Origin of the sequence: Kiloniella laminariae, from assembly GCF_027214005.1 — a bacterium.
In the GTDB taxonomy this organism is placed as follows: domain Bacteria; phylum Pseudomonadota; class Alphaproteobacteria; order Kiloniellales; family Kiloniellaceae; genus Kiloniella; species Kiloniella laminariae_A.
This window is the reverse complement of sequence record NZ_JAPWGY010000008.1, coordinates 1-25,449: the sequence shown is the minus strand read 5'-3', so window position 1 is coordinate 25,449 and position 25,449 is coordinate 1. Positions and strand designations below refer to the sequence as shown.

Genomic DNA, 25,449 nt, shown 5'->3' with positions numbered 1-25,449 from the left:
ATCAGGTTAAGAAGGAAGTACTATTATGAAAACAGTTGCGTTTATCGGTTTGGGAAACATGGGCGGGCCTATGGCTGCCAATCTGGTCAAGGCCAAATATAGTGTTAAGGGCTTCGATCTTTCCGAAGAGGCCAAGGCGCATTCCAAAAGCCAGGGCGTAGACATTGTCAGCTCTGTCGAAGAAGCCGTTACCACAGCTGACGCCGTTATCACCATGTTACCTGCTGGCAAGCACCTGCTTGCCGTTTACGAAGGCGCCCTCAAGGCAGCTAAAGCGGGAACACTCTTCATTGACTGTTCGACAATTGATGTTGATAGCGCCAGAACAGCCCATCAGGCTGCCACTAAAGCATCGATGCTTTCCCTGGATGCGCCAGTTTCTGGTGGCGTGGGCGGAGCAACAGCAGGAACCCTGACCTTCATGGCAGGAGGCAGCAAGGCTGCTTTTGACAAGGCGCAGGAACTGCTGAGCGTTATGGGTGGCAAGATTGTTCACTGTGGTGGTGATGGCAATGGCCAGGCCGCGAAGATCTGCAACAACATGATCCTTGGAATTTCCATGATTGCTTCTGCAGAAGCCTTCAATCTGGCGGAAAAACTGGGACTGGATCATCAGGCCTTGTTTGATGTTGCATCGACATCCTCGGGCCAGTGCTGGTCAATCAACAGCTACTGTCCGGTGCCAGGGCCTGTGCCGACCAGCCCGGCCAATAATGATTACAAACCGGGCTTTGCCGCGGCATTGATGCTCAAGGATCTCAAGCTTTCTCAGGAAGCGGCCAAATCGAGCGGTGTGTCGACACCTTTGGGGGCCCATGCTGAAGAACTTTATCAGCTCTTCAACAACGAAGGCGGCGCAACGACAGATTTTTCCGGTATTATCAAGTTTCTCAAAGGCGAGAAATAAGGTAGATTACTGTCTGTCCAGTGTCCCTGGTACCAAAAAAAATAATCCTGCGGGGAAAGAGTAATGTTACGTCAGGGGCCAAGCTATGAATCTGTTCAAGAGGCTTTTATCTGGGAAATTCCGGACAACTACAACATTGGTGTAGATGTCTGTGACAAATGGGCTGAGCGTGAGCCGGAGCGGCTTGCACTCAGCTTTATTGATACGGTCGGACAGGTTAGTGACTATTCTTTTGGCGATTTAAAAAAACTCTCAAACCGCTTGGCGAACCTGCTCGGAGGCAGTGGAATTGTTCGTGGTGACAGGATCGCCATTCTGCTTCCTCAATCTCCTGAAACCGCATTTTCCCATATTGCAGCTTATAAAATGGGCTGTATCGCCATTCCGTTATTTATGCTTTTTGGTGTCGAGGCACTTGAATATCGTTTATCAAATTCTGGGGCGCGGGTGGTTATTACCAATGCCGACGGTGTACGTAAACTCGCAGAAATCAGGGACCGTTTGCCAGAACTGGAACTTGTCCTGTCAATCGATGGCCCGCTTGATGGAGCCAGAGATCTGCATCGGGAAATTGCAGAACAGTCAGAGCGTTTTACACCCGTCATAACCCGGGCAGATGATCCGGCCGTGATTATCTATACATCCGGCACAACCGGGCAACCCAAAGGCGCGCTCCATGCGCACAGGGTCTTGCTCGGGCATTTGCCCGGGGTCGAGATGTCGCATGATTTCTTTCCTCAACCGGGAGATAAAATCTGGACCCCGGCGGACTGGGCCTGGATTGGCGGTTTGCTGGATGTGTTGCTCCCCGCGTTACATCACGGTGTAACAGTGGTGGCCCGGCGATTTGAAAAATTCACTGCAGAAGCAGCTTTTGATCTTTTAGAACAGCAGAATATTCGCAATGCCTTTATCCCGCCGACAGCATTGAAAATGATGCGGACTGTGAAAGAGCCGGAAAAGCGCTGGAATCTCCAGATGCGCTCTATCGCGTCTGGAGGGGAAACGCTTGGCACAGAATTGCTTGACTGGGGCCACAAGACTTTTGGCCTGACGATCAATGAATTTTATGGTCAGACAGAATGCAATATGATCGTTTCATCCTGCGCCAAGATCATGTCTGCCCGCCCGGGCATTATGGGACGTGCCGTCCCTGGGCATGAACTGGCAATTGTTGACGACAAGGGGATAGAGCTTCCGACTGGTCAGCTTGGAAATATCGGCGTCAAGAGCCCGGACCCGGTTATGTTCCTGCAGTACTGGAACAACCCTGAAGCAACCGCACAAAAATTTGCAGGGACCTGGTTACTCACGGGCGATACCGGCATTCTGGATGATCAGGGCTGGATCCAGTTTGTTGGCCGGGATGATGATGTAATTACCTCCTCGGGGTATCGTATCGGGCCGGGAGAGATCGAAGACTGCCTTATCGCTCATCCCGCCGTGCGTATGGCCGGGGTAGTGGGCAAACCCGATCCGCAGCGAACGGAAATAGTAAAAGCTTTTGTGGTCCTGAACGAGGGCTATAGCGAAAGCCCGGAGCTGGTCAAAGAAATCCAGACCTTTGTCAAAAGCCAGCTTGCTGCACATGAATACCCGCGTGAAGTCGCTTTTGTTGCAGAATTACCCATGACCACTACAGGCAAGATTATCCGCCGGGAATTGAGAACTCTAGGATGATGCTCAACTCATTTAATTAACCAGCTATGCAGTACTTCATATAATCGGTTCTGTTTTTTGATTGTGTCGTTTCCTGCGGTATTGGTCTGAAGAGAGTTTTCCTTAATTACGCAAAAATGATCGGTTTTTTTTGACATGCTGGGGCAAGACACACGAGCAGAAATGTTGCTGGACTGAAATGCTGTTGGTATTTCATTTCCTATTGCTGAACTTCTGATAATGTCAGCACCGCATCAGTAAAGGCCTCCGGGGCTTCTTGCGGCAGATTATGGCCCGTGCCCTCTATGATCCGACGCTCATAGAATCCTGAGAAAAGCAGTCGATCTATATCCTCCTCTACAGGTGGGTCGACCCCATCATCCTGTCCCTGAAGCACAATACATGGTGTAGAAATACCGGGTTGAGCGGCCAAACGTTCTTCGATCCGATGGTAGGCAGGATCACCAAGAATACCACCAAAACGGTGCCGATAAGAATGAATTACGATTTCCACGAAGTCCGGATTGTCAAATGAAGGAGACGTTTTAGCCCAGGTCGCCTCATTAAACCTCCAGCTTGGTGACCAGAGCGACCAGATATGATGGCATAGTTCACGTCTGTTCTGCGTTAATCCGGTCCGTCCTCGTTCACTGTGGAAGTAATACATATACCAGTAGCGGGCTTCTTGGGCCGCTGGAGCTGGTTTCCAGGCATTTGCAATATCTTGAATGTTGTAACCCTTGCCGCAACTCACCAGGCCACGAACGCGTTCCGGCCAGAGTGCGGCGACAATGCAGGCCGCTCGTCCACCCCAGTCATATCCACCAAGCAAGGCATTTTTTATCGAAAGCGCGTCCATAAAGGCCAGAAGGTCTGCGCCGAGCGCAGCTTGCTCGCCAGAGCGCATCGTGTCAGTGGAAAGGAAGCGAGTTGGGCCATAGCCGCGAAGATATGGAACGAAGCAATGAAATCCCTGATTTGCAAGACTGGAAGAGACTGCATCATAGGCTTGAACGTCATATGGAAAGCCGTGCAGAAGAACAACAGGGGTACCATTTGTTGGGCCAGTTTCGTGATAAGCGATTTCCAGAACGCCAGCCTTAATTGACTTCATCTGCCTTACCTCTCAATTATCTTGATCAATTCAACGTCTGAATTTATGGCAGTGTTTTTTTTATTCGAATACTGATTCAGTAAAATAAAAATAAGTAAATCGGTAAAGAGAAAATACCAGCAGGAATATTGTAACTCTGCATTCGGGTATGAGTTTTACTTTCCTGTGACCGCAAGGTGAAACAGTTCACTCTTATCCTCTGTGCAAGTTTGATTTTAATTTTTTAACTTCATTATGATAACCAGTCCTGGCCTTCGAGAGTATAATTGATCAGGGCTTGATAAAGCGCGCTCCTGGCATTGATATCCTTGGGGTTTGCCCAATCTCTGCCAATCCTGTTCCAATTTTCATCCCTTGGATCCAGGCCCAAAGTTGTTATGTAATCTTCTTCCGTGACGAGGTATTGAGTTCCATAGGTCAATAGAAAACCATTGTTTTTTGCCCGAACATCCTTTGCCTCTTCATAATTTACCGACCAGACATTGGTATAAACCCTGCAGCGAGATGGAGACAGAATCTTGCCGTAGTCCAGATTAGAACGCCCTGTAGGAGGAGAGGGAAAAGTCTGTAATTGCAAGATTTTTACAAGTGAATACCAGCTGCTAAACCCAAGAGCATTTGCGATCTGCGAAAGGCAGTGCTTGCGTTTGACCTCGGTGAGCAATGCCTCGATAGAGTGGGACTTTAAATCAGGATGCTTTTGGATAAAGTCCAGACTTGCCTGCTTACCGGTCAAGATATTGCGGTGCAGGAATCGTGCTTTGTGTTTGAGATCTTTGATAATATCGGCCATAGAGCTTTCTCCTTAACCCGGATCATTCCCGCTCCATGCGATCCAGAAGAAATCTTAGGTGATATAAAAAGTCAAAACGACATTGCAACAGGGTGATAAGACTTTCGGCGGCAGGCGTCCCTTAAAAACCTTGTGACAAGCTAGAAGATAGAACCCTGACTTTCAAGTTTTATTCGCCTGTGAGTCTAATATTCAGTCTTTGGTTTTGATCAGATCAAGCGGTAAAGCTGTTGTGTATTTGACTTTCGAAACAGCAAAGCGGGAATGAACCTCGCCGATATTGGGGATTTGCAAGAGATTGTCCCGAAGAAAACGTTCATAGGAACGCATATCCGTCGTGACAATACGCAGGATATAATCCATCCCGCCACTAACGGTATAGCACTCGGTGATTTCGTCAAAACGACTGACCCGCCGCTCAAAGTCTTCCAGTCCATGCTGAGCCTGTGCTGTCACCTTGACAGTGGCAAAAACCACAATTTCGAGCCCCAGACTGTCCGGGTCAAGAATGGCAACTTTTTGCCGGATAATACCATTTTCTTCGAGGCGCTTGATCCGGCGCCAGCAGGGGGCCGTCGAGAGCCCGACTCTCTCAGCAATCTCTGCATTGCTGAGATCAGAATCCTGCTGCATCAGTTTCAGGATCTTTTTATCGGTATTATCCAATGATATGGGCATAGTTTTTTCAATAAAATCAGATTTTGGGAAACCAGATTGCCAAAATACAGGAAAACGAAGCGTAAAAGAAAGAACATTCCTCAAGGGCTTTGGCAAAATATTAGAAAGCCGTAATCAAACAGAACAAGCGGCAGCTGCAAAATAATTTGTAGAGCAGGAGAGAAATGATGCTGGACCTTGTGTCGGGTGCTGGACGTACAGTTTGTGGCTTTTTCTCTTCTCTGTCTGGATTTTGTTTTCCATCTGCACGTAGCCTGTTCTGCGGATAATCAATTTTGACTGATCGTTAGATCGATCCGGGGAAACAGTACAATGGGCGTATTTAAGAATGAGGCTTTTGCCGGGCACGAGCAGGTTGTTTTCTGCCATGATGCCACTTCTGGTCTCAAGGCAATAATCGCGGTTCATTCAACCGCATTGGGACCCGCTGCAGGCGGCTGCCGTATGTGGTCGTATGCCAGCGATGACGAAGCGCTTCGCGATGCGTTAAGGCTTTCCAAGGGGATGAGTTATAAAAACGCCATGGCCGGACTTGATCTGGGTGGGGGGAAGGCTGTCATTATCGGTGATGCTAAAAAAGATAAATCCGAAGCATTGTTTCGGGCTTTTGGGCGATTTGTCGAAGGACTATCCGGAAAATACATTACGGCGGAAGATGTGGGGATATCGGTTTCCGATATGGAAATTGTGGCCCGTGAAACAGCCCATGTGGGGGGATTGAATACAGGGAAGGCGGCAAGTGGCGACCCATCCCCCTTTACAGCGCGTGGGACGTATAACGGGATTGTGGCCGCTGTCCGCCATCGTCTGGCCCGAGAAAACCTGAAAGGTCTCCGGGTTGCAGTACAGGGACTGGGACATGTCGGCTGGCACCTTTGTGAGGAACTGCATGCTGCAGGGGCAAAGCTGATTGTTGCTGATATAAATGATGCAGTCGTACAAAAGGCAGTAGCCACCTTTGGTGCATCAGCTGTTTCCTGTGATGAAATTCTCTTTTACAATGTAGACGTCTTGGCTCCTTGCGCACTCGGTGCCGTTCTGAACGAGCAAACGATCCCCCGGATCAAGGCACCGATTGTTGCCGGTGCAGCGAACAATCAACTGGCTTCGGCAACAGATGGGCATTTGTTACGCCTGCAAAAAATTCTCTATGCACCGGATTATGTTATCAATGCGGGTGGCATTATTAACGTCGCAGGGGAAATTGGCGGGCGTTATGATCGTGCATCGGTAGAGCGAAAGGTTGCCAATATTCATGACGTGTTGCTGGATATTTTCAAACGAGCCGATCACGAGGGCCGATCAACCAGTGATGTTGCTGATTCAATGGCACAGGAGAAAATCCTCCAAGCACAGCAGCTTCATGGAAATGATATGCAGATTGGTAAAACAGCTAAAAACGTCGCCTGATTATCGTTGAACTTGATAAAAAACGCTGAGGCAGTTCTAGTCTGCCTCAGCGTAGTTTCCTTGAGGAGATATCCATCAAGGAGGTATGATGTTAGAGTTTTTCTGCTCCGTAATAGAGACTGACACTGTGTTTGGCTTCGGCAAAGAAAAGCCAGCGCTCTGTGAGAACCCCAATCGTGCCGAGCAGAATGCTAAGAGTTATCACAAGATTGGTAAGGGCAGTGCTTGCAAATAGCCCGGCGACCGAGATCAGAAAAACCGGTAGAATAAACCCACAGACAAAAGTGATCTTGCGCAGGCGCCGGCTGTGTTTACGGGCAATTTTGAACCCCATTTCCTTCATCAGATAGTTGGCTTCGCTGTGTGCGGCTTCAAGCAGCCTGACCTTCCCCATTTTACCCAGTCCTGTAGCGGTTCCAACAGAAGATAGGCCTTTGTTTTCAGCGATGTATTGCCAATATAGAAACTTGGTTACCAGACCTGCCAGCAACAGAATGACGGTAATACCGTCGGTAATCCTGTTATTCAGGGAATGAAAATACAAGATACAGTTGAGCAACAGGGCGCCGGAGGAGAGGGCAAGAACAAGATAACTTGCTGGAACCAGATGATTACACCAGGCAGGAACCGGTTTTAGGGACGCGTAAATCATGGCCGTACAATAGACTGTCGCTGCACAAAGAAGCAGACTGGCGAGCGCCAGAAGTACCATTGTGTTGCCAAAGATACCGTCACCAAATGCAGCGAGCAGGGCATAAAGTCCTGTTGGGATAAAGGTCGACAGGGCAAAAATACCTTCACGGCTTAACCAGGAACTGCGCCATTGTGTCAGGGCTCTCCAGGCTCTTTCCGGGCGCCCCAGGTGAAAGGTAGAAGATGCCAGGCCCAGGATGATCAGGGCGAAAGCGGTACCAAAACTGCTAAAAGCCAGTGTGCTGTCCAGCGGCAAAAGTCCTGTCAACTGGCCCAAGACAATCAAAAAGATCATCCCGTATCCAGCCCCCGAAGCTGTGGTGAAAAGAATAACAGACCTAGCCGGGTGCATGGAGAACCTCTTGTGTTGATTTAGTCGATAAAACCTTGTTCACAGGGACAATACCTTGTCGGCCCAGCGGGCAAAGAGTCCGGCCTTTTCAGTGGCAATGGGAGTAAGTTGTTTTGGCTTGCCTGAGCTGCAGCTGTGTTCGTTTTGTTTGGGGCGCGGTGGCAGGTATTTGTTGACCGGTTTATAATCAAGCTCTGCCATCAGGTCGAAACCGCCGCGATCAACGACCAGCTGACTGACGGCAGATTGTGGATCGTTCAGATCACCAAAAGACCTGGCCCCGACGGGGCAGGTGGAAACACAGGCCGGAACCCGCGAAGCCTCTGGCAGGTTCTCGTTGTAGATCCGGTCAACGCAGAGGGTGCATTTTTTCATGATGCCGACATCTTCGTCATATTCCCGTGCGCCATAAGCACAGGCCCAGGAACAGAGTTTGCAGCCGATGCATTTGTCGGCATCAACCAGTACAATCCCGTCTTCTTCGCGTTTGTAGGAGGCTCCCGTCGGGCAAACCGTAACACAGGGGGCATCATCGCAATGCAGACAGCTTTTGGGAAAGTGAACGGTTTTGCTGTCGTTGTCTTCATCCACAACCTCAAAGCTGTGGATACGGTTAAACCAGACGCCGTTTGGGTCAGCCCCATAGGGGTCGAGATCGGTCAGAGGGGCAGAATGCCCCCCTGTATTCCATTCCTTGCAATTCACCGCGCAAGCATGGCAACCGACACAGATATCCAGATCAATGACCAGTCCCAGTTTTTTTGTCGGGCTGACAGAAGGAAGGCAGGTCATAGGCCTTCTCCTTTCACGATCGGCTGTTTTACCATGACAGGTTCATGAATTTCTGTTTCTGGTTTGGGCTTATCTGTTTTGGTTTTCGGAAAACTCTCTCCATAACGCAGAACGGCCAGTTGTCCCGGTGCGTTTGGAAGGGGCGGCAGGGCATCAAAGATCGGTTCTGTCACAGCTTCTTCGTAAGCATCACATTTTTCAATGCGCACTCTCAGGTCGTACCAGGCCGCCTGCCCAGTAACCGGATCGGAATTGGAATAGCGATAACCATCTGCTCTGGGGGGCAGCAGTTCGGAAATAATATGATTGAGCAGGAAACCTTTGTTTGATTCCGGAGCCGTTGTATTCAGCCCCCAGGTGCCTTTGCGCTTGCCAATGGCATTCCAGGTCCAGATGGTGTCGGGGTTAACCCCGCTCATTAAACGCACCTGGGTTTTTACCTTGCCATGCGGGGAGATAACCCAGATCCAGTCATCATCCACAATGCCTTGTTTTTCAGCCGTTTTCTGATTTATGAACAGGCGGTTTTGTGCCGTAATCTGGCGTAACCAGGCATTTTGTGACCCCCAGCTGTGATACATATGCATCGGGCGTTGGGTGATGGCATGTAAAGGATAATCTTCGCCATCAAAGGCTTTTTCTTCAAGCGGTTGATACCATAATGGCAGAGGGTCAAAACTCTCTTCAATCCGGCTGCGCAGATGATCTGGTGGCTGGATTTTGCCATGCCCGCGGGCAGCAAGGCGGAATTTCTGCATTGGTTCAGAATAGATTTGCATGACAATACGATCCGCTGTCGGGATCCAGCACATAGATTGCGCCCGATCCAGATAAGAGCGATTGGCAAATTTGAAATAGGACTGTTCAGGAGTGAACTCGTCGGACCAGAAACATCCGTTATCAATATAACGTTGGAGCTGGTCCTTGTTCGGGGTGCCTTTGCCGTGATTTTTGCCATCTTCTCCCCGCCAGCCTGCCAGAGGTCCAACACCGGGTGATCGCTCGTGATTGGTAATATAGTCAGCATAGCCACCGGGATAGGCAGGCGATCCGTCTTCCTTGACCATGCCAGGTAACCCAAGGCGGGCACCAAGATCTAACAGGACTTCCTGAAAAGCGCGCACATCGCGATCCGGCTTGATCACAGGCTGGCGAATTGAATCAGCGGGCCCATGGGCGCTACAGATCGGACGATCCAGAAGAGAGATGCAATCCCAGCGCTCCAGGTAGGTTGTATCCGGCAGGATTAGATCGGCGTAAGCCACCATCTCTGAATGATAGGCATCGGAATAGATGATCCGAGGGATCTTGTAGCTGCCATCCTCGTTTTTATCAGTGAGATACTTAATGGTTCCCGGCACATTCATGGAACTGTTCCAGCTCATGTTCGCCATATACATGAACAGAGTGTCCACCGGATAGGGATCGCCTTTCCAGGCATTGTGAATGACCATATGCATCAGGCCGTGAGAGGCCAGAGGGAACTCCCAGCTATAGGCCTTGTCGATCCTTTTGGGGCTGCCATCTTTTTCCACGAGAAGGTCTTCAGGCCCAGTCGGAAAGCCCAATGGCATGCCGGGCAGGGGGGTGTCTGCGATTGAATCCTGTCCTGAGGGTTTCGGGCCGGGAGGACAGGGGCGCGGGAAAGGTGGCTTGTGCCTAAAGCCACCGGGCACATCAATCGAGCCCAGCAACATCTGTAAAACATGTATGGCCCGGCAGGTGTGAAACCCATTGGAATGCGCAGAAATCCCCCGCATGGCGTGCATGGAAACCGGACGGCCGATCATCTTGTCCTGTTGACGGCCAGCCCAATCGGTCCAGGGAACGTCCAGCACAATTTCCTGCTCAAAGGCAACCTCGGCAATTTCGGCGGCAATGCGCCGGATGTTGGAGGCGCTGTAACCAATTTGTTCGGCGACAGCATCCGGGGCGTACTTTGGATCAAGGTACCGTTCTGCCATCAACTGGAAAGCAGGGACCGCCTTATGGCCATCGGGAAGGGTGTATTCACCAACAAGAGTTGGTTGCGTATCGGGATTGTTTGCAGAAACCAGTGTCTTTTTTGCGGCATCGAAACACAGAGGGTTTCCCTCGGCATCGCGGGCAAAAAGGCCGTCGTCTGCGGCACCGGGATTCTGGATAACCAGCCAGACGGCATTGGTATAGCGTGAGAGGTATTGCCAGTCGATTTTTTCTGCCTTGAGCAGTTCATGGATCAGGGCAAAAACAAACAGTCCATCTGTGCCGGGTCTGATCCCGATCCATTCATCGGCAATGCCGGAATAACCCGTGCGAACCGGATTGACCGAGACAAACTTGGTACCTTTGCGTCCCTTTAGCTTGCCCAGACCGATTTTGATCGGGTTCGAGTCATGGTCTTCGGCAACCCCGAACATCAAAAGATACTTGGTCAGATCCCAGTCGGGTTCGCCAAACTCCCAGAAGGACCCACCCGCGGTATAAAGTCCAGCTGCAGCCATATTGACGGAACAAAAACCGCCATGGGCAGCAAAGTTTCTGGTGCCGAATTTTGCGGCCCACCAGCCGGTAAGGCTCTGTGATTGATCGCGCCCAGTGAAGAAAGCTAGCTTGGCCGGGTCGGTTTTTCTGATATTCCCGAGCCACCCGGTTGCCAGCTCCAGCGCTTCCTCCCACTCGATTTCCTTGAACTGGCCAGAGCCTCTTTCACCAGTTCGCAACAAGGGTTTGCTCAGGCGTGCTGGCGAGTTATGCTGCATGATCCCGGCAGAACCCTTGGCACAAAGCACCCCTTTATTGACGGGATGGTCCGGATTTCCTTCGATGTAGCGGATCTGGTCTCCTCTTAAATGTACTTTGATGCCGCAACGACAGGCGCACATGTAACAGGTTGTTGTCTTTACCTCGTCCGATACATGGGGAGAGGTCTCAACCTGCTCCTGTTTGGACGTGGGCAAGAAGCTCATATTTTATCTCCATCCTGTAGCAACCCTGATCTTTTTTTATTTTTGGTAGAGTTATAGCTGATTGTTAAGTTCGTTATTTCTTAAACAGCTGTTCAAGATGTTTATACATATTGAGCAACTATGGTTGCAATAGCCATGCTCGCCAAACGTGCGGCTGGCGGATCGGCACGGCTGGTAAGAACGATAGGGACCGAAGCACCGAGGACGACACCTGCAGCACAGGCGCTATCGCAATAAACCAGCTGCTTGAACAGGGCATTGCCGGTTTCAATATTGGGAACAACCAGAATATCTGCCTGTCCGGCGACTGCATTTTCTATCCCTTTGATCCGGGCTGCTTCGGGCGAGATTGCATTATCCAGAGCCATGGGGCCAAAAACATCGGCATTACTGATTGAGGTTTTCGCCCAGCGTGTGAGTTCTGCAGCTTCCATGCTTGAGGGGATCCGCGGGTTTTCTTCTTCACTTGCAGAAAGGATCGCTACTTTTGGATGCTTGTTTCCCAGTGCATGAAGCATCTTTACAGCATTGAGAATTATTGATTTTTTTGTTTCCAGATCTGGCGCGATATTAATTGCTGCGTCTGTGATCACAACGATGCGATCTGAATCCGGCACCGACATGTAAAAGGCGTGTGAGAGACGACCTTCTCTCCGTAATCCCTTTGAGCGATCAATGATTGCCTTCATAAAAATATCGGTATGGATTTGGCCTTTCATCAAGGCGCCAACCATTTTGTTCCGTGCTAATTCAACAGCACAGGCGGCAGCGGCTTCTTCATCTGAAGCATCATGGATTTCCAGATGGCAGGTCTCCCATTCAAACTCTGCGGCCAGCGTTTTTATCGTTTCTTTATTGCCTATCAATACCGGCTCAATAAGCCGTGCTCGTGCTGCGAGAAAGGCACTTTCCATTGCGATGGGGGTAACCGCATTTACAATCGCCGTTCGTATCGGCCCATGCGCGGCAGCCGAATTAATCAGGGTGATTGGGCATTCAACAGGATGTTGGCTTAACATTGACGAAATCTCATTTGTACGCCTGCTCGCCTGGACTGTGTAAAGTCGATTTCAAATGAAAAACCGGGAGTTCTCCTTGTTTCAGAATCACTCCCGATGAGTTTATGCTGAAGGTCGTCGGGACACCTCAGCAGCTTCTTCACTTCCGTTTGACAGGGACGTGAACTGGTGAAAACAGGGGGAGCAGCACTTTGAAATTTACAAAATGCCTGATTATCTTATCGATTATACGGGTGAGTTCACAACTCAACATACAACACCTCCTGCGAAACCTTTTGGTTTTGCTGTTTTTATTAATTCTGTTCCGGCGTACGAAGCACCGTCTGATCAGATTTAATTGTTCTACAGCAATTCTTTATCGCGAGTGAGGTTGCGACTAGCTCCATATGGAGCCTTTCGATGGGTCCAGTTCTGAATGGTCCAGTCTGGTATAGCCTGTAAAGATAAGCAGGGGGCAGGGACCTCGTTATTTCACAAGATGTTCAATCGTGCTTGCCAGCTGTTTGATACCCGGCTCGATCTTGGCCGTTTCTATGGATGTAAACCCTATTCGGATATAGGTATCAGGAGCAGGACGTTCGAGAAAAAATGGGCGTCCAGATTCAATCAAAACCCCGTCATTGTAAGCTTCCTTGACTAAAGTGTCTGCGCTGAGCTGTTCCGGGACCCTAACCCAGTAGGACGTACCACCTGAAGAATGAGGATAGCTGCACTGCGGCAAAAAGCTATCCAGTGCCTCACTCACCGCTTCCCAACGGCGATGCCAACGTTTTCTCAGGCTATAGATAAGGCTGTCATAATAGCCGTGGGAAAGGAACAGGGCGACGGTTCGCTGATTATTGCTGGGGGTATAGCGGACAACAAGGCGGCGGAAATCGCTTAACTGAGCGATCAGTTCGGGTGCTGCGACAACATATCCAACACGCAACCCAGGAAACAAGGTTTTGGAAAGGCTGCTGATATATATAACCCGATTATTGGTATCAAGGGCCTTGAGCGAGGGACTGGCGGATTTGAAATAGTTGATCTCGTTTTCATAGTCGTCTTCTATGACTATAAAATCCTGTTCTTCTGCTTTTTCAAGCAGCTTGCAGCGCCGTGACAAAGGCATGGTTACTGTTGTCGGGCACTGGTGGCTTGGTGTGACAAAGGCGTAATCACAGTCATTCAGGCGTTCATCGACGACCATGCCCTGTTCATCAACGGGAATCGGGGTCAGTTTTTCTGTAAAAAGCCGCATGATATTTTTGGCATCCGGATAACCGGGATTTTCAATAGCAACCCGCGTATTCTTGCGAACAAGTAGTCCTGCAAGCATGTAGAGCGCATTTTGCCCGCCCAGCGTAACCAGTATCTGGTCACTTGACACATGTATTCCTCTTGCTGGTAACAGGCGGGTTCTGATCTGTTCGACCAATTGAGGGTCATCATAGATCTTGTCGTCGTGGATCCAGTCCGCCATATCGCGGGTACTGAGAGCTAACCTGCTGCATTCCCTCCAGGCCGTCAGCGGAAACAACCCGCGGTCCGGCTGGCCATAAATAAAAGGATAGGGTTTGTGTTGCCAGTTCTTGGGAAGGTTAAGGTAATCCAGATCTGACGGACGCAGATAAAGGCGACTGTTCCAGTCAGGATCTTTTTCCTGATTACGGAGCGGGGCTCTGACTTTTTCTGGTGACAGGCGTGATTGTTCCAATCCTGCGACAAAATCCTTGTTAACAAAAAGACCGCTTCTTTCATGCGCGACCAGATAGCCGTCATCCGTCAGGCTTTGGTAAACCAGAATGGCCGTGTTGCGGGAAATACCCAGATCTTTTGCGAGCTTTCGGCTGGAGGGTAACTTGAAACCAGCAGGAAGAGTACTGTTTAGAATGGCATTGAGGATTGCTCGTCTAAGTTGGCTTTGCAGGGATTCACGGCTGTTTTTATCCAAATGAAAAAGTATGTCACTGGCCACCTGCATATCCCCTTTATTGATTATCCGGATTCTCTGCGTCAATCTAAGTCATTTGTTCATAAGGCTATATCACGCTTTTATTCTGGACTCATCATGTTCTGAGTACTGGTTCTAACTGCAGGTCTTTCTCCGATCTTACGGTGAGGGGTGAAATAATAGAAAATGCATGGGGTTTTTATCTGGAGAAACCGGTCTTGAAATCTCCGGGTAGGAAGATTTTAAGACATTTTCCCCTATGATCATTGTTTAAAAAGGTGCCTGCGGGGTGGTTCGGGCCAAAAACTTGTCAGCTGTGTATCAAATACGGGAAGTGATCTGTTCAAATCGTGTCGGTTGAGCTTCGGGACTTCCAGGGGAGACGAATATGCCTGAAACAACTTCGGGTTCTCATGTCGTTGAGAATCCTGCAAACGAAAATCCTGATTTACACGAAGGCAAACATACATCACCTGATGAGGGACAACGGGGATTAAGTGTTAAGGTAAAGATGCTTCTTGCGGTAGGAAGTATCGTTGCAACAACTCTCCTTGCGGGATTGGTTGGCTGGATATCTTTTCAAGGAGTGAACCAGTCCCTGGATCAAATTTCAAGTCGCAGTATGCCGCAGATGACGACGGCGTTAAAGTTGTCAGATATTGGAACAAAAATAGCCACAGCAGCACCCGCACTGATTTCTGCGCCGGACAGGGATGAGAAAAACAAGGTTTATGTCTCGCTTCAGGAGCGGGAAAAAGAGCTGGAGAGTCTGACACAAGAGCTCAAAGCCGGAGATTTTGATGCCTCGCTTAGCGAGGGGCTTGGGCGTGTCGCGGGGGATATTTCTTCAAATCTTTCAGAGCTCAATAATTCTGTATCCCGACAGCTGGAACTGGAAAGCCAGGGTTCAGCCAAGATGGCAGAGCTTCTGTCCCTGAAGTACGCTTTTGATACAGCAGTCATTCCTTATCAGGAACAGGCAAAGAAAACCGCCGAGGATTCAATTGATCAGGCTTTTGGCAGTTCTGATGTTACCAATCAATTGATTGAAATCCTGATATCTGTGACGAGAAATCAGGTTTCATCTGGCTTGCGCGTCGATATTAATTTTATCTTTGCCCAGCTTGCTGAAGCAATCTCGGCTAAAGACCCTGCAGTGGTCGATGGCGCTGAAGAAGAGGTCAGAAAGGCCGTTGCACGAAGCGAGAATAATCTTTCGTTGATCAGCGATGATATCTCTGCCGAAGCCGTTAAGATACGCGAACTTGGCAAAAAGCTGTTTAGTCTGTTGCTGACCGAAGAAACTGTCTTTTCCTATCGGCGCGCCATGTTAATCGAACAGCAAACAATCCAGGTTTTATCGATGAGGAATACCGAACTTTCTCTGGAGCTTACAGCCTTGATCAACCAGGTTGTTTCAGGAGCGGCAGAAGGGGCTGTGGCTTCCGTATCCGTTTCTGAAGATGCAATTGCTGAGGGCAAGTTCTGGCTATCGGCAATCTCGGTTCTTTCGGTAATTCTGGCGGTTTTCATCGTTTTCTTTTATGTCGGCCGGATGATTATCGAGCGTTTGGTGGTTTTGTCTTCTGCCATGAGTGATATTGCCAATGGCGATCTGACAGTCGAGGTTTCCGCGGGGCAGAACGATGAAATAGGTGCCATGGCCCGGGCGCTTGAGGTTTTCAAGAACAATGCCTTGAATGTTGAACGACTACGGCGTGAACGTGAAGAGGCAAAAACAGTTGCTGAAGCCAAACGTAAGGCCGATATGAATGCCCTTGCCGATCAATTCAACAGCCGGGTCAAGGCCATTGTTTCGACGGTTCAATCCTCTGTTTCTGACTTGAGCACAACAGCCCAGGGGATGAATGACATTGCTGGACGGGCGCAACAAAAATCGTCCCAGGCGTCCCAGGCTTCGTCAGATGTATCGATTAATGTTGATTCTGTTGCCGCGGCCTCAGAAGAACTTTCTTCATCCATTGAGGAAATCAGCCGTCAAACAGCCTTGGCGGCAACGGCCTCTCGTGAGGTCAGTTCGGATGCCAGAGAGACCAATCAGGCTGTGGATAGCTTGTCAGAAGCGGCAGAGAAAATTGGTGCCGTTGTTGATCTGATCAGCGAAATTGCGGACCAAACCAATCTTCTGGCATTGAACGCCACAATCGAGGCCGCAAGGGCGGGCGATGCTGGCAAGGGATTTGCTGTGGTGGCGTCAGAAGTAAAAAACCTGGCAACACAAACCGGCTCGGCTACGGATGATATCTCGACCCAGATCTCGACAATACGTTCCACTGTTCAGCAGGCGGCTGAGGCAATCAAGAAAGTTACTTTGGCGGTGGGGAATGTTGACGAGATCACCAGTTCAATTGCCGCAGCGGTAACCGAGCAGTCCTCTGCGACAGGCGAGATGTCGAGAAACGTACGACTGGCTGCGGATGGAACAACCCGGGTGTCTCAGAACATTCAGGAGGTCATGCAGGCCTCAGAAGAGACGGGCGATGCTTCCGAAACAGTATTGAGCGCCTCCAGAAAGCTTGCTGTCGAGCTGGAAACATTGTCCAGGGAAGTCGATGTCTTCATGCAGGAAATTCGCAACTGATACCATATATGGTCAACGTATATTACAAATCTGTTCCTTAACTGGACCCATCTTGTTTTTGTGGTTGGCACTAGATCGGATTTCCAATTCGATTACCGTATTGATAACAAGGCAGTTAAAGCCAATAAAACAAAGAACAGGTAAATATTCAGATCTTTCACATCAAGTTTTGTTTGTGATCGTATTTTGAAATGAGGTTTCGTGTTTTCATAAACGAAAGTTGCCTTGTTTTGCATCGGGGTAGGCAATTGTGAAAATACTAATATCTTCAGGGGATTGATGAATAAAAATTGTAATGTTCTTTAGGTTATTTGAAGAGTATTCGTAATTTTTTTTCAGAATTCGTCTATGTAGTGTATTATTCCCTGAGATCACCAGTGTTTTGTTTGTTTGTGTATTTGAACTGTAACGTAAGGGTTATCGGACTATCGGGCAGAAATGTTCGCCGATGGCAGGTTGACCGAGGCAGCAAGCGATTGCTCTAATCGTTTTATGAGTAGTGTTATCTGACGGATAACGTATTTCCGTTCGCAAGAACACTAGCTCTTCACAGCTTGCCTTTTGGTCGGTTCAGGTAAGGAGCTGACAGTGGGTATGTCTGTTGTAAGTACCAGAAATCTCTTTGGATCAGAGAGTTCGTGTTTTCTACTGCTTCGATGTAATTCCCTGTTTTTGAATATTAGTCTTTTACCAGAATTTTTTATTCTCTTTTCCCGCTCTTTTCTACGAGATAACGGGATTTATATCCTATTTAACAATATTTTAAGAGGCGCTTTTCACAACACTCGACAGGGAGGTGTCTCGGCAAACAGGTCCTGATTCAAGCGAACATTTACCCAACAATAAACGAAACAGCTTTCTTGGTTCTGGAAAAGTTCTGCAGAAGCTGTGAACAGGGAAACACCTTGCTTATCACAGCAGGGAATTTGGGAGAAGTGATACATGACAATTATAACAAATAAATCTGTAAGCCGTCGTAAAGTCCTTAAAAATGCCGCTGTTGCAGGGGCATCTGTGCTGGCAGCACCAGCCTTTATAAAAAATGCCCTGTCTTCTTCGGGTGAGATCAACGTGATGATGTGGTCTGATTACCTGCCCGAGGAATTCAAAGAAGCCTTCACCAAGGAAACCGGCATTGCGATAAACCATACTGGCATTGGATCAAATGAAGAGATCATCAACAAGCTGCGGGCGACCCGTGGTCGGGGCTTTGATCTGGTTTCTCCAACCAACATGCGTGCCCAGCAATGGGAACCTCTGAACCTGTTGCAGGCATTTGATATGAACAAAGTGCCAATTGACCGGGTGAATGCCTCCATGGCCAAGGTCGGAGAAACCGACTGGAATTTTGGTGGGAAGGGATCACACTGGGTTCCACAGCTTTGGGGAACGGAAGCCATTGCATGGCGTACGGACAAGTGGACACCGGAAGGTGGCATCCCCAGTTATGGCGATCTCTGGGTCGAGGGGCGAGACAATGAAATGATGGGCCGTCCACATTCCATGATGCTCGGCGCCGGACTTTATATGGAGACCATTGGTGAACTGGCTCCGGGCGATGTTGTACGTGCCTATAAGAGCGAAGATGACATGAAGGATGTCTGGTCCAAGATTACCCAGTTCTGTATTGACCGTAAAAAGAATGTCAAAAAATTCTGGAATGATGCCGATGGTCAGAAGAACGGTCTGATGCAGGAAGATGTTATTCGTGGACAAACCTGGGATGGACCAATTCTGGCCCTCAAGTCAGAAGGTAATCCGGTTCAGTATCAGGCACCAAAAGAAGGGGCTCTTGCCTGGGTTGATGGTATTGCAATGCCGGTTGGTGCCAAGAATATCGATCAGGTATATGCGTTCCTCGAATTTTCCTTCAGACCAGAATTCGGTGGGTTAACCGCGAACCTGACAGGCTATAATTCGGCGGTGATCGGAGCTGATGCTCACCTGACCGAGACATCGAAGAAAAACTTTGCCGAAGCCTATCCCGGAGACGCGCTGGATAATCTCTTTGCATGGCCTGCTGAGCCCACTTGGTATGCACAGCTGCGTACCGAGTTCCAGGACAAGTTTGTTGCGTCCTAGCCTCTTGGGCGAATTTCGATTGAGAGGAGCGCAGAAAGTCTGTGCTCCTCGTTCTTCCTGAAATAAAAAAACCGGGTCAGTTGTTGAACCCGTGAGAATAGTCTTGGGGGCGTCATGAGCTCGGGTGTAGATTTAGAACATGTGTCAATTCGTTTCGGGAATTTCACAGCTGTAGATGATGCGAACCTTTCAATTAGAAAGGGAGAGTTTTTCAGCTTCCTTGGTCCATCCGGCTGTGGCAAGACCACAATATTGCGAGCAATTTCAGGGTTTAATGAACCTACCGAAGGAGTAATCCGGATCAATGGAGCCGATATGCGAGGGATTGGTCCGAACAAACGTCCTACAGCCCTGATTTTTCAAAATCTGGCACTTTTTCCCTTGATGTCTGTTGCCGAAAATATTGCCTTCGGGTTGGAGGTTGAAGGCGTTAAATACGCCGAACGTCGCCGCCGGGCTGAAGAGCTCCTTAACCTTATTGCCTTGCCTGGGCAGGGTGACAAAATGGTCTCCGAGTTATCTGGTGGACAGAAACAACGTGTAGCTATTGCCAGGGCTCTGGCTGTTGAACCCCAGGTTTTATTACTTGATGAGCCTCTCTCCGCCCTTGATCTGAAGCTCAGGCAACACATGCGTAGCGAATTGCGCAATATTCAGCAGCGTGTCGGCATTACCTTTATCTATATTACCCACGATCAGGGGGAGGCTTTGACCATGTCTGACCGGGTGGCTGTCATGTCTGCCGGGGTTATTCAGCAGGTCGGAGATGGAACAAGTATCTACAACAATCCCCAGACTGCATTTGTTGCTTCCTTTGTCGGAGAGAACAATCCCTTCTTTGGCAAAGTCATCCAGGCAGACAATCAGTATGCCCAGATCAAAAACAAATTCGGAACACTGCGGGGACGAAATACCCAGGGGCTTCAGGAAGGAGATGCCGCCATCCTTTTTGTTCGCCCGGAATCCCTTTCTCTTGTTGAGGGCACAAACCCTCCTGAAAACAGCATTGAAAGCACGGTTCTGTCGGAAGAGTTTGAAGGCCATTCCATACATATCCACCTGGAAGGAGAGGGCAGCAAACATATCGCGCTTTCCTTAAGTAACGATGGTGTTGATACCAATATGCATGTCGGTGACAAGGTAACGATCTGTTTTGATCCAGACCGTGCCATCGTTCTGCCCGAAGGAGAACTGGCCGATGAATGATCCGCTCAGTACATTCTTTGTTGTTTTTCTTGCCGTGATTATGGCTCTGACGCTTGCGCCTGTCCTGCAAAACAATTCTGCCCGGGTTTGGGAAAATCTGCGCCAGATCAAGTTTGTTCGGAAAAACGGTGTGTTCGTCTCGACCTATCTCGTTGGGGCTGTTGTGCTCTGGGTCGGATTGATGATTGTTGCTCCCCAGCTTTATATGGTGGACTACTCCTTCCGGGATGGGGCTATTGGTGGAAATCCCGAAGGGCATACGCTGGTCAACTATTCCTATCTTATTTTTGGGAGGGAGAGTGACGAGGCCTGGTTTAACTGGTTGCATCTACAGGTATTTCTCAGGACCATTATTGCTTCGGTTATGGTGACATTGCTCGCTTTCGCTCTTTGTTATCCGATAGCTTATTATCTGGCACAAACAGCCAGAGGAGGGACGGCAAGACTGTTTTTGATTTGTCTTATCCTGCCGTTCTGGGTCAACGAGATTTTACGGGCTTTTGCCTTTCGTATCCTTTTTGGATCAAGCGGGGTGATCAATGCCGTTCTGATTTCTATCGGGCTTATTGATGATCCGATTGATTTTATCAAAATCGACGTGGCGATGTATGCGGGTCTGAGTTATGCCTACATTCTGCTGATGGTATTCCCGATATATAATGCGATTGAAAGCCTGGATCACAACCAGATTGAAGCCGCACGGGATCTGGGATCGCCTTGGTGGCGCATCCATTATCGCGTGGTCATTCCCTATGCAAAACCGGGTATCGCATCAGGCTGTACCATGGTTTTTATGTTATCAGCGGGGGCCTTGGCTGTGCCACAGATTTTGGGTGGTCCAAGCAGCCTGTGGTTTACCCAGATTATCTATGACTGGTTCTTTTCCGGGGGCGATTGGGCGAGGGGATCTGCTTATGCTTTTGTTCTTCTGTTTTCCTGCATTATCTTCGTTCTGACGATTATGCGTCTCTTCAAGGTTAATCTGGGGGAGCTGGCAAAATGACTTCAGATCGTATTCAAAAATACATGATCCGTTTTTATATCGGGATGTTCTTCCTATACCTTTTTGGCCCCTTGATACTGATGGGAATAACGGCTTTCAACACGCCCAAGTTTCCGACGGCAATTCCGATTGAGGAGCTTACACTGGAATGGTTTTCTGTTCTGGCCAATGACAAGGAGATGATTGCAGGTATCCAGAACTCGCTTCTCATCGGTGTGGGAGTCATTTTTCTTGCTGTACCAATCGGTTTGGCCGCAGCTCTTCTAATGTCCCAGGTGCACAAAAAGGTTCAGCCGATATACTATACAATCGTCGTTTCTCCTCTGCTGACACCGGGCGTAATTCTGGGGATATCAACGCTGGTTTTCTGGGATCGTCTCGGTGTGTGGATGGAGGCAGATTACGATACCATTTTCTACAGCGGGATCTTTCTGACGATTGTGGGGCAATCTACCTTTATCTCGGCCTACTGTATGTTGATTTTCCTCTCACGTTTACAGCGGTTTGACCGCACCCAGGAAGAGGCTGCACTGGATCTGGGTGCAACAAATGTGCAAGTGTTCTGGAAAATCCTGATCCCGTTCTTGCGGCCAGCAATCGGGTCAGCAGCGGTGCTGGCATTTCTAACCAGTTTTGAGAACTATAATACGACCCTCTTTACCATTCAGGCCGAAAGTACATTGACGACGGTATTGGCAGGCAAGGTGCGATTGGGAACAAATCCTTCTCTCAGTGCTTTGGCCGTTGTTATCGTCTGTGTGACTTTACTTGGTGCTATTCTGCACGAAGTTTACCGTCGCAAGGAGATGCGCAAGGAGAAGATTGCAGCGGAAGCCGCCAAGCGTGCCGCTGATAAGGCAGACAATGCAATGGCGCCAGTCTGAGCAATATATAGGATCAAAAAAAGATATGGCGATTGAGTTTATCTTCAATCGCCATATCTTTTTATTCGTAAAGCTGGGGCTTGTTTATTTTATCGGGAAAGACGTTTTGCTGTCAGGCGCCACCATTGCCAAAATGCTCGCCAATGATTTCTGCTTTTGTATCCAGGGAGACATCGAGAACGGTTTTGTTCGGACCGATTTGCTGCCAGGCGATTTTCCAGAAGAGTTCTTTCTCAAGACGTAAAATATCGACAAAAGACTGATAGTACTTGATGTCATAATAGGCGGTTGCCGTTTGTTTCTGGTGATCGCCGTAAGGATTTTGCGCATTAGTTTCACCATAATCCTTGAAGACGGCAACCCCACAGGTTTTATCTTCCTTGTTGAGCAATCGAACGATGATTTGTGCTTTTGGCGTATCGGCGTTGCCTTTGGTGTTCAGGATCTGGACTGTGTACTTAAAGATACTGTGAACTGTGGTAGGCATCATTGACCGATTTCCTTTTGTCGTTTGTCTAACGTATCTGACGGTAAAATTCCGATTGGCTTTGGATATAAAAGGTGGCAATCGTCAAGGCGGAAATTCTCTGATCACTTTTAGATGATCCGTTCAAAACTGCAAAAAAACCTCCGTTAACTATCTATCATAAAATCAAAAATATCGCCAGAGATGCTGGAAAACTGGACCCATAAAATTATTCCAGTTGGCTTTGTGGATAAGCCGGAAAGTTTTTTATTTATAAAAATTATATTTTTTTTTATTAATTTCAGTAAAGATAGAGAGAGTTGCCAGACAGTGAGTGTAAATGAAAAGACATCATGATTATCTGAAAAGGGCTATTCCGCTGCTTTTCAGTATCTTTCTGGCACACAACGCAACAGCTTCAGAACGTAATTTTCGCATTTGTTTTGAAGATAAAAGCTTTCCCCCCTTTACGATGGGGAGTGGAGATTTCATTCCAGAAACAAATCCAGGTATCTTTGTGACAATGATATCTGAAGCTCTTGCAAAAATAGATGTAAAGGCCGGGTATATAAGGCGCCCCTGGAAACGTTGTCTGGCTTTGCTGGAAAACAATGAAATTGATGCAGTATTTCCTTCAATATACCTCAAGGAACGGGAAGCCCTCGGACAATACCCTTTTGATTCCAATGCCAGCTCAGAGACCGGGGCAGATGCTGCTCCGGATTTTGACCGCCGTCTTTTACGGGTTTCCTATATGCTTTTTGCGCGTAGTGACACGGTGTTGATGTGGGATGGTACCGCATTTAATAATGTCGAAATGTCCATAGGGGCGCCGCTGGGATATGTTGTCGTCAAGCGGCTAAAGGAAGATTTCGGGCTTGAGGCCAATACTGTGCATTCTCCCGAAAAAGGCTTGTCACTTGTCGCCGAAGGGCATCTTGCTGCTTATATTATTGAGCGTAATATCGGTCGTGAGTTGTTGGCCAGATCAGGGTTGGTTAACGAGATCGTCGAGTTAAAACCGGCTTTTGCCGAATATGACTGGTATATGATGATCAGTCACAAATTTTACTCGGAAAATCGGGAGTTTTCAGAGGAAATCTGGAGTGAGATCGCAACTTATCGTCGCCAGAGCATTGAGGATCTCTTTGAAAATACCCCCGAATGATGTCTCTGTAGCAATGGCTTTGAAGCAATAAATCGCCAAATCAATATCGACTTGTTCAGTGAAATGGTGTTTATGATTTTCTTAATCGTCTGTTAATAGTCGATGTGCTGTCAGTCTTGCTTAATCAGAGAAACGCTCTAAGTCCGGGAATACAAGGGTAATAATGACCAGAACCACGTGGAAAATTTACCAGATAATTGGGCGACACCCCCAAGTTGTTGTGGGGTTTTTTATTTTGGTTGTATTTGCGCTTTTTCTGCTTGGTTCACGCTATTATGTAGATCAGACCAGAAAGGCTCTGGCCTATGAGACTGCAAAAGCTTTTGAAGTTTCTATTACCACACTTCATAATTTCTATTCAAAAGATATTGTGCCCCGGGCTGAGGCCGCTGGTATAAAGCTCTCTGATGATTATACGGCGCACAATGATCAGATTCCCTTTCCGGCAACAATGACAATCACCTTTGGTGAGAAGCTGCAGGAAGAGAATACGGGTATGGTTACAGCACTCTATAGCTATTATCCATTTAAACGACGCGCCCATCGTATACTGGATGATTTTCAGGAAAAATCTCTTGAGTTCCTGGCGCAGAACCCTGAAATGGTCTTCTCTCGCTTTGAAACTTTAGAGGGGCGAGAGGTTATCCGCTATTCCAAATCAATGTTGATGAAAAAGGATTGTGTTACCTGTCATAATAACTCCGGGTTTAACAGAATTTGGGAGGTCGGGGATTTTCGGGGGGCGCGTGAGGTTGTGATAGATCTTCCTCAAATTACGGCTCTAGAGCAGGAAATGAATAGTGTGGGTGTTGGTCTCGCCGTTTTTGTGACGATATTAGGGGCCTTTCTGATGTTACCAACAGTGGGTTTGCTCCAGTCCTCTGCACGTGAAAACAAACGATTGGCTGTTGAACTGGCTGAACAGAATACCTCTCTCGAAAGTGCTGACCGTGCTAAAAGCCGGCTTCTTAAAGGCGTAGGTCATGATCTTCGATCTCCCTTAAATGCAATAATTGGTTTCTCAGAAGTGATGCAAAATGAATTGCTGGGTAAGCTGGGAAATGAAAAATACATCGACTATAGCAAATCGATCCATGATAGTGGCCAGCATTTGCTCCGTATGATCAATCAGCTTCTCTCCACCGATAACCTCGAGGGTTCTGGCTGGCGTTATGAAGAGGAAATTATCGATATAAGCCTCTTGATTTCGTCCATCGAACCTGTGTTGAGGTCCTCTGTTGAGAAAGCAGGTATTGGAATCAATGTTGTCTCTCTGGCTCAAGACTGCCAGTTACGGGGAGATGGGCGAGCCTTGCGGCAGATGTTGACCAACCTGGTCGATAACGCCGTAAAGTATAGTGAAGCATCAAAAATTGTGGTGACCTTCAAGTTGACGAAAGGACAGTTAGTACTCGCGGTCGAAGATAACGGTATCGGAATTTCCGGGGAGGAGATCCGACGACTACGGAATGAGAACTATCGCGGAAAATCATCTGAAGACAAGGGTGTTCAGGGACTGGGTATTGGCTTGTGGTTGGTTGATAGTTTTGCCCGGATGCATAATGCGGAACTGGAAATAGTCAGTGAAGAGGGGCAGGGGTGTACGTTTTCAATCATAATCCCCGCCGAGCGATTAATTTCTCAGGGAGCTACCTCTTCGCATTAAAGCCTTTTGCTTTTAATCTGAGACATATCCAGCAGCCTTGAAGAAATTCCAGCATTCGGAAGGATCGTAGAGAT

19 protein-coding genes are annotated in these 25,449 nt (G+C 48.4%); 10 read left to right on the top strand and 9 right to left on the bottom strand.

The features are described 5' to 3' along the window. The first annotated feature begins 25 nt into the window (after positions 1-25). Both mmsB and O4H49_RS17025 read left to right on the top strand, forming a co-directional pair. A complete protein-coding gene (gene mmsB / locus O4H49_RS17030; protein WP_269424644.1) occupies positions 26-907 on the top strand; it encodes a 3-hydroxyisobutyrate dehydrogenase in 882 nt (293 codons plus the stop codon). A 63-nt stretch (positions 908-970) separates the two neighbouring features. Next, a complete protein-coding gene (locus tag O4H49_RS17025; RefSeq protein WP_269424643.1) occupies positions 971-2,587 on the top strand; it encodes an acyl-CoA synthetase in 1,617 nt (538 codons plus the stop codon). 199 nt (positions 2,588-2,786) lie between these two features. Here the strand turns inward: O4H49_RS17025 and O4H49_RS17020 are convergent, their stop codons facing one another. From O4H49_RS17020 to O4H49_RS17010, 3 genes are all read right to left on the bottom strand, one after another. Next, positions 2,787-3,680: an alpha/beta fold hydrolase gene (locus tag O4H49_RS17020; RefSeq protein WP_269424642.1), complete on the bottom strand. Its 894-nt coding sequence runs from the start codon at positions 3,678-3,680 to the stop codon at positions 2,787-2,789. A 232-nt stretch (positions 3,681-3,912) separates the two neighbouring features. Further along, positions 3,913-4,473, bottom strand: a complete 561-nt coding sequence (locus tag O4H49_RS17015) for a hypothetical protein (protein WP_269424641.1) — start codon at positions 4,471-4,473, stop codon at positions 3,913-3,915. 192 nt (positions 4,474-4,665) lie between these two features. Beyond that, positions 4,666-5,151 (bottom strand): Lrp/AsnC family transcriptional regulator, encoded by a 486-nt coding sequence (locus tag O4H49_RS17010; protein WP_269424640.1) that lies wholly within the window; start codon positions 5,149-5,151, stop codon positions 4,666-4,668. 312 nt (positions 5,152-5,463) lie between these two features. Here O4H49_RS17010 and O4H49_RS17005 point away from each other — a divergent pair, with 312 nt between their 5' ends. After that, a complete protein-coding gene (locus O4H49_RS17005) occupies positions 5,464-6,561 on the top strand; it encodes a Glu/Leu/Phe/Val dehydrogenase dimerization domain-containing protein (RefSeq protein WP_269424639.1) in 1,098 nt (365 codons plus the stop codon). A 91-nt stretch (positions 6,562-6,652) separates the two neighbouring features. Here the strand turns inward: O4H49_RS17005 and O4H49_RS17000 are convergent, their stop codons facing one another. The 5 genes from O4H49_RS17000 to O4H49_RS16980 form a co-directional block, all read right to left on the bottom strand. Next, positions 6,653-7,606, bottom strand: a complete 954-nt coding sequence (locus O4H49_RS17000) for a dimethyl sulfoxide reductase anchor subunit family protein (protein ID WP_269424638.1) — start codon at positions 7,604-7,606, stop codon at positions 6,653-6,655. Positions 7,607-7,645: 39 nt separating this feature from the next. Beyond that, entirely contained in the window at positions 7,646-8,398 is a 753-nt protein-coding gene (locus O4H49_RS16995) for a 4Fe-4S dicluster domain-containing protein (protein WP_269424637.1), read from the bottom strand. Continuing rightward, a complete protein-coding gene (locus O4H49_RS16990; RefSeq protein WP_269424636.1) occupies positions 8,395-11,346 on the bottom strand; it encodes a molybdopterin oxidoreductase family protein in 2,952 nt (983 codons plus the stop codon). The genes O4H49_RS16995 and O4H49_RS16990 overlap by 4 nt, the downstream gene beginning before the upstream one ends. Positions 11,347-11,447: 101 nt before the next feature. Next, positions 11,448-12,365 (bottom strand): bifunctional enoyl-CoA hydratase/phosphate acetyltransferase, encoded by a 918-nt coding sequence (locus tag O4H49_RS16985; protein WP_269424635.1) that lies wholly within the window; start codon positions 12,363-12,365, stop codon positions 11,448-11,450. A 466-nt stretch (positions 12,366-12,831) separates the two neighbouring features. Then, the gene (locus O4H49_RS16980; RefSeq protein ID WP_269424634.1) at positions 12,832-14,322 is read right to left on the bottom strand and encodes a PLP-dependent aminotransferase family protein; all 1,491 of its coding nucleotides are present in this window, start codon (positions 14,320-14,322) and stop codon (positions 12,832-12,834) included. A 364-nt stretch (positions 14,323-14,686) separates the two neighbouring features. Here O4H49_RS16980 and O4H49_RS16975 point away from each other — a divergent pair, with 364 nt between their 5' ends. From O4H49_RS16975 to O4H49_RS16955, 5 genes are all read left to right on the top strand, one after another. After that, on the top strand, positions 14,687-16,900 hold the full coding sequence (locus O4H49_RS16975) for a methyl-accepting chemotaxis protein (RefSeq protein WP_269424633.1): 2,214 nt from the start codon (positions 14,687-14,689) through the stop codon (positions 16,898-16,900). Between the two features lie 942 nt (positions 16,901-17,842). Continuing rightward, a complete protein-coding gene (locus O4H49_RS16970) occupies positions 17,843-18,982 on the top strand; it encodes an extracellular solute-binding protein (RefSeq protein ID WP_269424632.1) in 1,140 nt (379 codons plus the stop codon). A gap of 114 nt (positions 18,983-19,096) precedes the next feature. Next, positions 19,097-20,188 carry an ABC transporter ATP-binding protein gene (locus O4H49_RS16965; RefSeq protein ID WP_269424631.1) on the top strand — a complete coding sequence of 364 codons (1,092 nt, stop codon included), beginning with the start codon at positions 19,097-19,099 and terminating at the stop codon, positions 20,186-20,188. Beyond that, entirely contained in the window at positions 20,181-21,191 is a 1,011-nt protein-coding gene (locus O4H49_RS16960; RefSeq protein WP_269424630.1) for an ABC transporter permease, read from the top strand. Before O4H49_RS16965 ends, O4H49_RS16960 begins: the two co-directional genes overlap by 8 nt. Then, the gene (locus tag O4H49_RS16955) at positions 21,188-22,075 is read left to right on the top strand and encodes an ABC transporter permease (RefSeq protein ID WP_269424629.1); all 888 of its coding nucleotides are present in this window, start codon (positions 21,188-21,190) and stop codon (positions 22,073-22,075) included. The genes O4H49_RS16960 and O4H49_RS16955 overlap by 4 nt, the downstream gene beginning before the upstream one ends. Before the next feature lie 112 nt (positions 22,076-22,187). On the opposite strand, the gene O4H49_RS16950 is transcribed toward O4H49_RS16955, so the two are convergent. Continuing rightward, positions 22,188-22,565, bottom strand: a complete 378-nt coding sequence (locus O4H49_RS16950; protein WP_269424628.1) for a hypothetical protein — start codon at positions 22,563-22,565, stop codon at positions 22,188-22,190. A 493-nt stretch (positions 22,566-23,058) separates the two neighbouring features. On the opposite strand from O4H49_RS16950, the gene O4H49_RS16945 reads away from it, so the two are divergent. Together O4H49_RS16945 and O4H49_RS16940 are read left to right on the top strand one after the other, a co-directional pair. Then, positions 23,059-23,709 carry a hypothetical protein gene (locus O4H49_RS16945; RefSeq protein ID WP_269424627.1) on the top strand — a complete coding sequence of 217 codons (651 nt, stop codon included), beginning with the start codon at positions 23,059-23,061 and terminating at the stop codon, positions 23,707-23,709. 163 nt (positions 23,710-23,872) lie between these two features. Next, the gene (locus O4H49_RS16940; RefSeq protein WP_269424626.1) at positions 23,873-25,375 is read left to right on the top strand and encodes an ATP-binding protein; all 1,503 of its coding nucleotides are present in this window, start codon (positions 23,873-23,875) and stop codon (positions 25,373-25,375) included. The last annotated feature ends 74 nt before the right edge of the window (positions 25,376-25,449 follow it).

Coding starts and splice junctions, on each gene's coding strand:
- mmsB (WP_269424644.1), top strand. CDS start 26: ATGAAAACAGTTGCGTTTATCGGTTTGGGAAACATGGGCGGGCCTATG.
- O4H49_RS17025 (WP_269424643.1), top strand. CDS start 971: ATGTTACGTCAGGGGCCAAGCTATGAATCTGTTCAAGAGGCTTTTATC.
- O4H49_RS17020 (WP_269424642.1), bottom strand. CDS start 3,680: ATGAAGTCAATTAAGGCTGGCGTTCTGGAAATCGCTTATCACGAAACT.
- O4H49_RS17015 (WP_269424641.1), bottom strand. CDS start 4,473: ATGGCCGATATTATCAAAGATCTCAAACACAAAGCACGATTCCTGCAC.
- O4H49_RS17010 (WP_269424640.1), bottom strand. CDS start 5,151: ATGCCCATATCATTGGATAATACCGATAAAAAGATCCTGAAACTGATG.
- O4H49_RS17005 (WP_269424639.1), top strand. CDS start 5,464: ATGGGCGTATTTAAGAATGAGGCTTTTGCCGGGCACGAGCAGGTTGTT.
- O4H49_RS17000 (WP_269424638.1), bottom strand. CDS start 7,606: ATGCACCCGGCTAGGTCTGTTATTCTTTTCACCACAGCTTCGGGGGCT.
- O4H49_RS16995 (WP_269424637.1), bottom strand. CDS start 8,398: ATGACCTGCCTTCCTTCTGTCAGCCCGACAAAAAAACTGGGACTGGTC.
- O4H49_RS16990 (WP_269424636.1), bottom strand. CDS start 11,346: ATGAGCTTCTTGCCCACGTCCAAACAGGAGCAGGTTGAGACCTCTCCC.
- O4H49_RS16985 (WP_269424635.1), bottom strand. CDS start 12,365: ATGTTAAGCCAACATCCTGTTGAATGCCCAATCACCCTGATTAATTCG.
- O4H49_RS16975 (WP_269424633.1), top strand. CDS start 14,687: ATGCCTGAAACAACTTCGGGTTCTCATGTCGTTGAGAATCCTGCAAAC.
- O4H49_RS16970 (WP_269424632.1), top strand. CDS start 17,843: ATGACAATTATAACAAATAAATCTGTAAGCCGTCGTAAAGTCCTTAAA.
- O4H49_RS16965 (WP_269424631.1), top strand. CDS start 19,097: ATGAGCTCGGGTGTAGATTTAGAACATGTGTCAATTCGTTTCGGGAAT.
- O4H49_RS16960 (WP_269424630.1), top strand. CDS start 20,181: ATGAATGATCCGCTCAGTACATTCTTTGTTGTTTTTCTTGCCGTGATT.
- O4H49_RS16955 (WP_269424629.1), top strand. CDS start 21,188: ATGACTTCAGATCGTATTCAAAAATACATGATCCGTTTTTATATCGGG.
- O4H49_RS16950 (WP_269424628.1), bottom strand. CDS start 22,565: ATGATGCCTACCACAGTTCACAGTATCTTTAAGTACACAGTCCAGATC.
- O4H49_RS16940 (WP_269424626.1), top strand. CDS start 23,873: ATGACCAGAACCACGTGGAAAATTTACCAGATAATTGGGCGACACCCC.